Source organism: Nocardiopsis lucentensis DSM 44048, from assembly GCF_000341125.1.
Taxonomy (GTDB): Bacteria; Actinomycetota; Actinomycetes; order Streptosporangiales; family Streptosporangiaceae; genus Nocardiopsis; species Nocardiopsis lucentensis.
In genome coordinates this window covers 1-10072 of sequence record NZ_ANBC01000705.1, presented here as the reverse complement: position 1 = coordinate 10072, position 10072 = coordinate 1, and the positions used below count along the sequence as shown (strand labels likewise).

Sequence of the window (10072 nt, the reverse complement as noted above, 5' to 3'; positions counted from 1 at the left end):
GGTTTCCAGCTCTCCATGTCGCCGTCCCTGATGGACCGCGCGCGCTCGGGCGCCGAGGCGTGCCGGATCCTCGACCGTGCCCAGGGCGAGGTGGCGGCGGAGGAGTACGACCAGGCGGTGGACAGCTACGGCGGCTACTTCGCGCACCCGGCCTCCCGGTGGGAGGACGCCGACGGCGAGGTGGCCGACATGCACCTCTCCTACGCGGGAACCCTGGCGAACGCCGCGGCCGAGGGCTACAACGGCAGGGCCACCGGCGACTTCTACGTCGGTCTCCGGCGGGCCCACGAGATCTACAGCCTCATCCCCGTCGACTACGAGGGGAGTGAGGCCGTCGGGCGGGTCCCCGACGCCATGATGGAGCTCTACGAGCTGGGGACCTCCGACTACGCGAAGGAGCGCTGGTGCCCAGCCTTCGACCAGATCGGGGTCTTCGCCGACCTCGACTGGTCCCTCGCGCCCGCGGTCGCCGAGCGGATCGACTTCGAGGTCCCGGACGCGGCCCGCCGGTGCGGTTGGGCCGAGGTCGACGGCGGGGACGCCGACCGCGCGGAGGAGATGACCGACTTCCTCGCCGCGGAGTACCCCGACCACGAGGCCGAGGACGTCGAGGACCTGGTCCGCCACGTGGGCGCCGCGCACATCCAGGAGGAGATGGATCTCCTGCGCGCCGGCGGGGAGACCGAGTTCGACACGCGGGCCACCGGCAGCGCGGGCGGTGACGTGGCCGTCCTGAACTTCACCAACGACACCCGCTACGACATGCGCTTCCTCTACGTCGGCCCGGACGGTGTCCACGGTGACATCACCACACCCGGGTGCGACGACTGCGAGGACTACAGCTCGCCGCCCTTCCTCAGCTCGTGCCTCACGCGCGGAGGGGAGGCCATGCGGTTGGAGCTGGAGCCGGGTGAGTACCGGATGCTGCTCACCATGGTGGGCGAGACCCGGCCGATACACGGCACGGTGAACCTCAGCGGCGGCAACGAGTACCAGGAGTGCTATTTCGTCGGGGGGTAACGCTTCGGCGGTCCGGGGCGGACCGAGCGTCCGTCCCGGACCGCCCCGGACGCCCTCCCCCCGGGTCCTCCCGTGCCCGCCTCCGACCCCGGGGCCCCGGTACCGATCCGCGGTGCGTACTGTGTGCAGTGGAACACGCGCACTGGAACGGGGGTCACGGCATGGGAGGGCGCACGTCCTGTTCGCTCCGACTGGCGTGGGACGACGGACTGACCGCCTACGACTTCGGGCCGCAGCACCCGATGGCGCCGGTCCGCGTCGAGCTGACCATGGCGCTCAGCCGTGAGCTGGGGGTCCTGGACGCCCCCGGCGTGAGCCTCCTGGACGTGGAGCCCGCCTCCGACGAACTCCTGTCGCTGGTGCACGATCCGGCCTACATCCAGGCGGTGAAGCGGGCCGGGAAGACCCTGGAGCCCGACGACGCCCACATGCTCGGCACCCCCGACAACCCGGTCTTCCCCGACATGCACGACGCCGCCGCGCTCATCTCCGGCGCGTCCGTCGCCGCCGCGCGGGCGGTGTGGAGCGGTGAGACCGCACACGCCGCCAACATCGCGGGCGGACTCCACCACGCCATGCGCGGCCACGCCTGGGGCTTTTGCGTGTACAACGACCCGGCGCTGGCGATCGCCTGGATGCTGGAGCAGGGGGCCAAGCGCATCGCCTACGTCGACGTCGACGTCCACCACGGCGACGGCGTGCAGCGCGCCTTCTACGACGACCCCCGCGTCCTCACCATCAGCCTCCACGAGTCGCCGACCACGCTCTTCCCCGGCACCGGCCAGGCCGCCGAGACGGGCGGACCGGGCGCCGAGGGCTACGCGGTCAACGTCGCCCTCCCGGCCGGGACCGGGGACACCGGGTGGCACCGCGCCTTCGACGCGGTCGTGCCCCCGCTGCTGCACGAGTTCCAGCCCGAGATCCTCGTCACCCAGCAGGGCTGCGACACCCATGCCCTGGACCCCCTGGCCAACCTCACGCTCAGCCTCGACGGGCAGCGCCGCGCCTACACCGAGCTGCACAAGCTCGCCCAGAAGACCGCCGGCGGCCGGTGGCTGCTCTTCGGCGGCGGTGGATACGGTCTCGTGCACGTCGTGCCGCGCGCCTGGACCCACCTGTTGGCCGAGGCCGCCGGGATGCCGGTCGACCCCGACGCCGAGACGCCGCAGAGCTGGCGCGACTTCGTGCGGCGGCGGACGGGGGAGCAGGCCCCGCTGTACATGACGGACGGGCGCGAGGTGGACTTCGCCCGGTTCGAGGACGGATACGACCCCGGGGACCCCGTCGACCGGGCGATCAACGCGACGCGCACCGCCGTTTTCCCGAGTCACGGAATCGACCCCAGTCTCTGACCTCCCTGGACTCTTCGGGCGTTTCTCCGCGTGCCCGTGCAGGTGTACGTACACGGTGGAAATCACCAGGTTTGGGCGTGGCGCGCGTTCAGTGGGTAGGAAGAGGTTGAATACCGGGCGAACGGGAGCAGGCGTCGTGGTGGCCGCACAGTGTGGCGCATGCTCGCCGCGCATTCGAGGAAGGGGAACGCCGGTGACGCCGCCGACACGCGCTGAACTCATCACGTATCTGGTTCGCAAGGGAATCGCCGGGCACGTCGACACCCCGCGCCAGAACAACCTTCGGCACTACCGGCGACTCGTGGACGGCGACCCCTACCACCGGTTCGGTCTGACCTTCTCCCACGACTGGACCTACTCCGAGGTCCTCGCGCTCATGAGCAAGCGGTGCGGCGTGGTCGGGGACGAGGAGTACGTGTGGGGCATCGACACCATCGACCCGGACCTGACCGTCGACGCGCTGGAGGGGGTCGCCGACCGCCTCGCCCTGGCCGCCGAACGCCGCGAACCGGTCATGTTCGCCACCGGACACCCCCTCAAACTGCGTGAGATGTACGCTGCGTGGAAAACCGCGCTGGCTGAGCGTGGGTGCCCGGTCGTGACCGCCGCGGGCGGGTACACCTACGAGGTGCCCGCGGAACGCCCCCCGAGTAGCCGGATCGTGGTCTGGGAAGACGACGTCGCGATTGTCACGGACGGCCACCACCCCCGTCACAGCCATCACCCCTTCGCCATGCGTGCCATCCTCGGGGACCTTGAGAACCGGGGTGAGGCGTGGCCGCAGTTGGTCATCGCCGACCACGGTTTCGCGGGGGCGGCGGGGGAGGCCGGCGTGCCCGCCATGGGCTTCGCCGACAGCAACGACCCCGCCCTGTTCCTCGCGGAGCACGAGGGAAAACTACTGGTCACCGTGCCTTTGGACGACGGATATCCGCCCGAGGACTACGTGCCTCTGCGCGATTACGTTCTCGCTCGGGCGGGACTCATGTGATCAGGGTCGACCATTTATACCCAGCGCTAAACCTCTTTGGGGGCGCCGGGGAGGCATGTCGTCGAAGACAGGACAAACGCCCTTTCGCTCCGGCGAACTCCGCCCTACTCTGAAAACGGACGTGTCAGTAGTGACGGTATGACACACCGGCGTGGCGGTGGGACGGGCGCATACCGGGGTCGCCCCTCCGTGAGCTTCCGCGCCGGGCCGAAGGGTAGACAATGCTCACGTCCGGGAATGAGGGCGTCGGAAGATGAACGGGAGCAAGCCGCCTCTCGATGAGGTCAGGTTTTTGACCGTGGCGGAGGTCGCCACGATCATGCGTGTGTCCAAGATGACGGTTTACCGAATGGTGCACTCGGGGGTTCTCCCCGCGATTCGCGTGGGACGTTCCTACCGGGTCCCCGAGCGTGCCGTGCACGACTATCTCCGTGAGGCCTTCGTCGAGGCCGGCTGACGGCGGAGCGGCCGACCGGGGCGGGGCCGTGGGCCCGGCCCTCGGTCTGCTGACCGGGTGATCGCCGGAAGGGGCGGCGCGTCCCCACCACCGCCCCTTCAGGGCCCTCTCCTGCGCTGGGCGAACATCGGTTCCGTCGGGGCGCCGAGGCGGGGTGCCGGGTAGCTACTACACTTTGTCGTTGTTGTAGTCCGCCCTGCTCAGCCCCCTCCGTGAGGATCCTCGATGCCCAGTGCCAGAGTCGGCGCGCGGCCGTGCGTGCCGCGTCTCGCCGTGACCGCGATCGCCGCCGCGCTCGTCCTCACCGGCTGCGCCGGGGGGACCGAGATCCAGAACACCGACGACGCGCGCTTCATCTCCGGTGACGGCAGCGCCACCGCGTTCGACCCGGGGGAGAGGCTGGAGGCGCCCGACGTCACGGGCACCACCCTGGACGGCGAGGAGATCTCGCTGAGCGACTACGAGGGCGGCATCCTCGTCCTCAACGTGTGGGCCAGCTGGTGCGGGCCCTGCCGGGCCGAGCAGCCCGTCCTCGACGAGGTGCACACCGAGTACGCCGACCTGGGCGTGGACTTCCTCGGTGTGAACATGAAGGACGACGACACCGCCGCCCAGTCCTACACCTCCGCCCAGGAGGTGCCCTACCCCAGCCTGTTCGACCCGCCGGGCGAGGTCCCGCAGGCCTTCCGCGACACCGTCCCGCCCCGGTCCATCCCCACCACCATCGTGATCGACCCCGACGGCCGCATCGCCGCCCGCGTCATCGGCCCCACCACCTACGGGCAGTTGACCGAGCTGCTCAACCCGGTGGTGGTCGAGTTCGACCTCGGCGACCCCGAGCAGCGTCCGCGCGTCGCCGAACAGGAGGCGCGGGCCGAGGCGACGGCTGGGGAGAGCGCGCCGCCGGACGCCGACGCGGAGCCCTCCGAGGACACGGACTCCGGTGACGGGGCCGAGGACGGCTCCGACGGGGACACCGACTGATGGACACGATCGGTACCACCGTCCTCAGCGGATCACTCCTCCTGGCCGCGCCCCTGGCCCTGGCCGCCGGGCTCGTGTCCTTCCTCTCCCCGTGTGTGCTGCCCCTGGTCCCGGGCTACCTGTCCTACGTCACGGNGAGCCGCGCCCGGCGGAGGAACGGCCACGGCCGCCGACGTCGACACCGAGCTGGCCTCGCGCCGCTGGACGATGGTCACGGGCAGCGCCCTGTTCATCGCCGGGTTCACGCTGGTGTTCGTGGCGGTCGGCGGGTTCGTCGGCTGGCTGGGTGACGCCTTCCTGGAGTACACCGACGTCATCACCCGGGTTCTGGGCGCGCTCACCGTCGTCCTCGGGCTGGCCTTCATGGGCCTCGTCCCCGGACTCGGCCGCGAGTTCCGGTTCCACCGCCTGCCCCGCGCGGGCCTGGCCGGCGCGCCGCTGCTCGGGGTGCTGTTCGGACTCGGTTGGACGCCGTGCATCGGACCGACGCTGGCCGCGGTGCAGTCGCTGGCCTTCGTCGAGGGCGGCGCGGGGCGCGGCATGCTCCTCTCCCTGCTCTACTGCGTCGGGTTGGGACTACCGTTCATCCTGGCCTCGCTGCTCTACCGCAAGGCGCTGGGCGCGTTCGCCTGGCTCACCCGCCACACCCGGGCGGTCACCGTGATCGGGGGTGTCATGCTCGTTCTGGTCGGCCTGGCGATGGTCACCGGCCTCTGGAACGAGCTGACCACCACCATGCAAGGGTGGACCGCCGGATACCAGACGGTGATCTGATGACCCAGACCGAGACCGGAACCCCACCCGCGGAGTCCGCGGACGAGCCCGCCGCGGCCCAGCCGAAGGGCATCGGCGTCGTCGGATGGCTGCGCTGGACCTGGCGGACCCTGACCTCGATGCGCACCGCGCTGATCCTGCTGTTCCTGCTCGCGGTCGGCGCCATCCCCGGATCGATCCTGCCGCAGAACGTGGTCAGCGTCGACGAGGTCAACACCTACGTCCGGGAGCACCCCGACCTGGCCCCGTGGCTGGACCGGTTCTCCCTGTTCGACGTCTTCTCCTCGCCCTGGTACGCGGCGATCTATCTGCTCCTGTTCGTCTCCCTGGCGGGCTGCGTCCTGCCGCGCGCCGTCGCGCACGCCCGCGCGCTGCGGGCCCGCCCGGTGCGCACCCCGCGCCACCTGGGCCGGATGCCGTACGCGGCGCGGTTCTCGACGGACGCGGACCCGGACACCGTCCTGGAGCAGGCACGGAAGGTTCTGCGCGGCTACCGTGTCGAACGGTACGGCGACTCCCTCTCCAGCGAGACCGGCTACCTGCGCGAGGCCGGGAACGTGCTGTTCCACCTGGCGCTGCTGGGACTCCTGCTGGCGTTGGCCGCGGGCGCGTTCTTCGGGTACCGGGGCAACGTGCTCATGGTCGAGGGGACCGGTTTCGCCAACACGCTGCCCTCCTACGACGCCATCTATCCGGGGCACTGGACCGACACCGACGACCTTCAGCCCTTCACGCTCGAACTCGACGACTTCGAGGCGACCTTCATCGAGGAGGGCGGCCTGCGCGGACAGGCCTCCTCCTACGTGGCGGACATGGTCTACCGGGAGTCGCCCGACGCCGGGGAGGGGCGGCACCGGCTGGAGGTCAACCACCCGCTGACCGTCGACGGGGTGCAGGTCTACCTGCTCGGCCACGGGTACGCGCCGGAGTTCGTGGTCCGCGACGCGGACGGCGACGTGGTCTTCGACCAGGCGGTGCCGTTCCTGTACCGCGAGACCGCCACCTTCACGTCCGACGGCGTGATCAAGGTCCCCGACACCGGTGGCGAACAGCTGGGCTTCGTCGGCGTCTTCCTGCCGACGGCCGCCGAGACCGACACCGGGGAGCTGGTCTCGACCTTCCCCGGGGCGGAGAACCCGCGGGTGACCCTGGAGGGCTACCAGGGCGACCTGGGGCTGATCGAACCGCAGTCGGTCTACCGGTTGAGCACCGAGGGAATGGAGGAGCTCGGCTCCTCGCCCGTGATGGAGGTCGGTGACACCTGGGAGCTCCCGGACGGGGCCGGGTCCGTCACCTTCTCCGGGGTCAGTGAGTACGTCAGCCTTCAGACCAACCGGGACGGGTCCCGGCCCTTCGCGCTGGGGGCGGCCGCGACGGCGGTCGGCGGGCTGCTCATCACCCTGTTCGTCCGTCCGCGCCGCGTGTGGGTGCGCGCCACGGAGGACGCGGCCGGCCGCACCACCGTCGAGGTGGCCGGGCTCGGCAAGACCGAGGTGGCCGGGGACAACGCCGAGTTCCATGAACTCACCACCAGGCTCGCCGACCGGCTCCGTGACGGGTCCGCCGGGACGATGCCGCCCAACACACCATCCGACCCAGTCGACGAACGGAGTGACCGGTGACGTATGCCGGAGTGTCGAACGAGGCGATGGCGTCAGCCAGCGACACGCTGATCATCGGGATGATCCTCGCGTACGCGGCGGCGCTGTTCCTCTTCGCGATCGAGGCCGCCTACGGGCGCCGCACCAAGTTGAGGGCCGGCCGGCTCATGCCGGTGGCCGCCGGGGCCGGGACGGACTCCGACCAGGCCGACGACGGCATCGAGGTCCAGGTCCGCACACGTGAGGGGGAGGCACGGGCCTCCCAGAGCGTCCTCGGTCGGATCGCCCTCGGGGTGACGACGCTCGGCTTCGTGATGAGCGTCGCCCAGGTGGTCACGCGCGGCCTGGCCGCGCAGCGGTGGCCGTGGGGCAACATGTTCGAGTTCGTCGTCGCACTGTGCCTGGTCGCCGTGGCCGGACTGCTGTTCGCGTCCTTCCGCTACCAGGCGCGGTTCCTGGGGGCGTTCGTCCTCGTCCCCGTGCTGCTGTTGCTGGGGATCGGTGTGCGGTGGCTGTACGTGGACCCGGGACCGCTCATCCCGGCGCTCCACTCGTACTGGGTGCCGATCCACATCACCGCCCTGATCATCGCGGGTGGTTCGTTCATGGTCTCCGGTGTCGCGGGCATCACCTACCTGGTGTCCGACCGGACCGAGGCGCGGCGGGCGCGTGGCGAGGAGGTCACGGGCGTGGCCGGTCGGCTGCCCAGCCCAGAGCTGCTCGACCGCCTCTCGCACCGGTTCATCCTGTTCGCGTTCCCGCTGTGGACCTTCGGCATCATCGCGGGCGCGATCTGGGCGGACGAGGCGTGGGGCCGTTTCTGGGGATGGGACCCCAAGGAGGTGTGGTCGTTCATCTCGTGGGTGATCTACGCGGCCTACCTGCACGCCCGGGCCACCGGCGGCTGGCGGGGCCGGAAGGCGACCTGGATCAACGTGATCGGCTTCGCGACCGTGATGTTCAACTTCTTCGCGGTGAACTACGTGTTCAGCGGACTGCACTCCTACGCGTGACCGGCCGCCGGGCCCGGCGCCGGAACGACGGTGGGGCCGCACCCCCTCGCGGGTGCGGCCCCACCGTCGTGTGAACCGTGCGGTCGTTCATTCGTCCGGATCGATGCGGCGGTTGAGCCGTCGCAGGAACTCGGGATCGTCGTCGGGCCCGAGCGGATGCGGGCTGTCGGAGGGCTTGGCGAAGTCGGACGGGTCGAGGTCGTCAGCGGCGGACCCGGCCTGAGCCGGAGAGGGCGCGCCACCGTGCGCCGGGGTCGACTGGCGAGGTCGCCCCAGGAAGAGCCACAGAATCGCACCAACGGGCATGAACACCGCGATGACGACCAACCACAGGAACTTCGGTAGGTTACGCACATCCTGGGCTGACGTGGTGAGCGCGTCGCAGAACGCGTACACCCACAGAACGATCGTCGCGAGAGTGATCAGGCCACCGAGCCACACCATGCTTCCAGCCTACTCTTGCTGTCGACTCCTCACAGCTGGACACCGACACGGGATTCGGGAGTCCGTACGGGGGTGCCGCGGACCGTGGAGGTGAGCGTCGCGTCCCCGCCCCTCGGAAGACGGGGGCTCCCTCAGCGCGCGCTCTCGCTCGGTTCGCCGAGCAGGAGCGCGCGTACCTCGGACTCCCGGAAGCGGCGGTGGCCGCCGGGGGTGCGGATGCTGCTGATTCGCCCGGAGGCGGCCCAGCGGGTGACGGTCTTGGGATCAACCCGGAAGAGTGAGGCCACTTCCCCGGGGGTCAACAGGCGTTCGCTTGCTCGTTCCACCTTCACATTCCCCCAATCGTGCCCGCCTCGGACTGCGGGGGCGGCGGGCGTTTGATCCCCTAGTGTGCACGAGTTGGTCCGTTTCCTCCCTAGTTTTCGGAGAAATTGCGTTGTTGGGGGGAGGAGTACGGGATATGTGACCGGAACGTGATGTTCGGCCCTTGCTGTCGGGATTGGAAACATCCCATGACCATCCGGGCCCATGGCTGGACCGTCCCGGCCACCCCTGGAGAGACGACACACGCAGCCCTGGTGCGGGCCTCCTCGTGCACGCCCTTAACCTGGAGGTCAGGGCTTCTGGGGCGTCACCCGATCGGCACACGTGCGGGCGGTACGACCGCCCGGAACGCTCCCGGCCCGTCGGGGGCCGGGCGCAATCGCGCGCTGATGGGTGTTGCGACCAATCTAGTCCAGGTAATCGTCTGTTGTGAGGCTTTTCCATGCGTAGCTGGCTGACCTATACCGCTGCCCGCCTCGGGCTGTTCGCCGCGGCCTTCGGGATCGTCTATCTGTTCGGCGCGCGGTCGTGGATCGCGCTGATGCTCGCATGGCTCATCAGCGGCCTCATCTCCTACGTCCTGCTGTCGAAGCTGCGGGACCAGATGTCCGCCGCCACGATCGAGCGCCTGAACAAGCGCCGCGACCCGGGGGTGGGCGAGCGGCTGTCGACCGGAGCCGCGCGGGAGGACGACGCCGAGGCCGACCGGGACGGGGAGCGGACGGACGGTCAGCCGCGCGCGTCGGCCGGGGACGCCTGACCCCGCCTCCCGGCCGTCCACGCGCGGGCGGCCGCCTCAGGCGGGCGGGAACATACCGAGGCGGGCGCGGTACTCGCCACCCAGCCGCTCGGTGTCGCTGCCGACATAGAGGCCGTCCGGGGTGGCGTGCAGGGCCTCCACGCCGTGGCCCCGGTCGCGGCCGGGGTTCCAGGCCAAGGCACGGCCGGTCTCAGGGTCGACCGCCGCGATCCCCTCGCGCTCGACCGAACCGGGCCCGGCGTTGTGCGCCCCCTTCTCGTTGTCCATCCAGCGCTGGTGTCCGCCGACGTAGACCGCCGCGTCCGTGACCTCCACCGAGTAGACCGCGTCGCCTCCGGTCTTGTTGAACCAG

The 10072-nt window shown here is 70.4% G+C and carries 10 protein-coding genes and 2 pseudogenes; 9 read left to right on the top strand and 3 right to left on the bottom strand.

Features of this window, described 5'->3' with window-relative positions; translation table 11 throughout:
• The 8 genes and pseudogenes from D471_RS0124630 to ccsB form a co-directional block, all read left to right on the top strand.
• Positions 1-1020: hypothetical protein (locus D471_RS0124630; protein WP_017601081.1), on the top strand; the 1020-nt coding region annotated here is incomplete at its 5' end.
• A 191-nt stretch (positions 1021-1211) separates the two neighbouring features.
• Positions 1212-2372 carry an acetoin utilization protein AcuC gene (locus D471_RS0124625; protein ID WP_026128039.1) on the top strand — a complete coding sequence of 387 codons (1161 nt, stop codon included), beginning with the start codon at positions 1212-1214 and terminating at the stop codon, positions 2370-2372.
• 193 nt (positions 2373-2565) lie between these two features.
• Positions 2566-3363 (top strand): phosphatase, encoded by a 798-nt coding sequence (locus tag D471_RS0124620; protein WP_017601079.1) that lies wholly within the window; start codon positions 2566-2568, stop codon positions 3361-3363.
• Positions 3364-3616: 253 nt separating this feature from the next.
• Complete coding sequence (locus tag D471_RS0124615; protein ID WP_017601078.1) at positions 3617-3820, top strand: helix-turn-helix domain-containing protein; 204 nt, start codon at positions 3617-3619, stop codon at positions 3818-3820.
• Between the two features lie 225 nt (positions 3821-4045).
• Entirely contained in the window at positions 4046-4804 is a 759-nt protein-coding gene (locus D471_RS0124610; protein WP_152486432.1) for a TlpA family protein disulfide reductase, read from the top strand.
• A pseudogene (locus D471_RS35995) lies at positions 4804-5578 on the top strand (cytochrome c biogenesis CcdA family protein). The gene D471_RS0124610 and the pseudogene D471_RS35995 overlap by 1 nt, the downstream one beginning before the upstream one ends.
• The gene (gene resB, locus D471_RS0124600) at positions 5578-7200 is read left to right on the top strand and encodes a cytochrome c biogenesis protein ResB (RefSeq protein ID WP_017601075.1); all 1623 of its coding nucleotides are present in this window, start codon (positions 5578-5580) and stop codon (positions 7198-7200) included. The pseudogene D471_RS35995 and the gene resB overlap by 1 nt, the downstream one beginning before the upstream one ends.
• 26 nt (positions 7201-7226) lie before the next feature.
• On the top strand, positions 7227-8192 hold the full coding sequence (gene ccsB / locus D471_RS0124595; RefSeq protein ID WP_193789788.1) for a c-type cytochrome biogenesis protein CcsB: 966 nt from the start codon (positions 7227-7229) through the stop codon (positions 8190-8192).
• An 87-nt stretch (positions 8193-8279) separates the two neighbouring features.
• On the opposite strand, the gene D471_RS0124590 is transcribed toward ccsB, so the two are convergent.
• Positions 8280-8636: a PLD nuclease N-terminal domain-containing protein gene (locus D471_RS0124590; protein ID WP_017601073.1), complete on the bottom strand. Its 357-nt coding sequence runs from the start codon at positions 8634-8636 to the stop codon at positions 8280-8282.
• Between the two features lie 131 nt (positions 8637-8767).
• Entirely contained in the window at positions 8768-8968 is a 201-nt protein-coding gene (locus tag D471_RS0124585; protein WP_026128038.1) for a BldC family transcriptional regulator, read from the bottom strand.
• A 434-nt stretch (positions 8969-9402) separates the two neighbouring features.
• On the opposite strand from D471_RS0124585, the gene D471_RS0124580 reads away from it, so the two are divergent.
• Complete coding sequence (locus D471_RS0124580) at positions 9403-9720, top strand: DUF4229 domain-containing protein (protein ID WP_017601071.1); 318 nt, start codon at positions 9403-9405, stop codon at positions 9718-9720.
• A 36-nt stretch (positions 9721-9756) separates the two neighbouring features.
• On the opposite strand, the pseudogene D471_RS35990 reads toward D471_RS0124580, so the two are convergent.
• Positions 9757-10072, bottom strand: a pseudogene (locus D471_RS35990) (hypothetical protein); the annotation flags it as partial.

Excerpts from the sequence above, each read along its gene's own strand:
- D471_RS0124615 (WP_017601078.1), top strand. The coding sequence starts at position 3,617 with ATGAACGGGAGCAAGCCGCCTCTCGATGAGGTCAGGTTTTTGACCGTG.
- D471_RS0124610 (WP_152486432.1), top strand. The coding sequence starts at position 4,046 with ATGCCCAGTGCCAGAGTCGGCGCGCGGCCGTGCGTGCCGCGTCTCGCC.
- resB (WP_017601075.1), top strand. The coding sequence starts at position 5,578 with ATGACCCAGACCGAGACCGGAACCCCACCCGCGGAGTCCGCGGACGAG.
- ccsB (WP_193789788.1), top strand. The coding sequence starts at position 7,227 with ATGGCGTCAGCCAGCGACACGCTGATCATCGGGATGATCCTCGCGTAC.
- D471_RS0124590 (WP_017601073.1), bottom strand. The coding sequence starts at position 8,636 with ATGGTGTGGCTCGGTGGCCTGATCACTCTCGCGACGATCGTTCTGTGG.
- D471_RS0124580 (WP_017601071.1), top strand. The coding sequence starts at position 9,403 with ATGCGTAGCTGGCTGACCTATACCGCTGCCCGCCTCGGGCTGTTCGCC.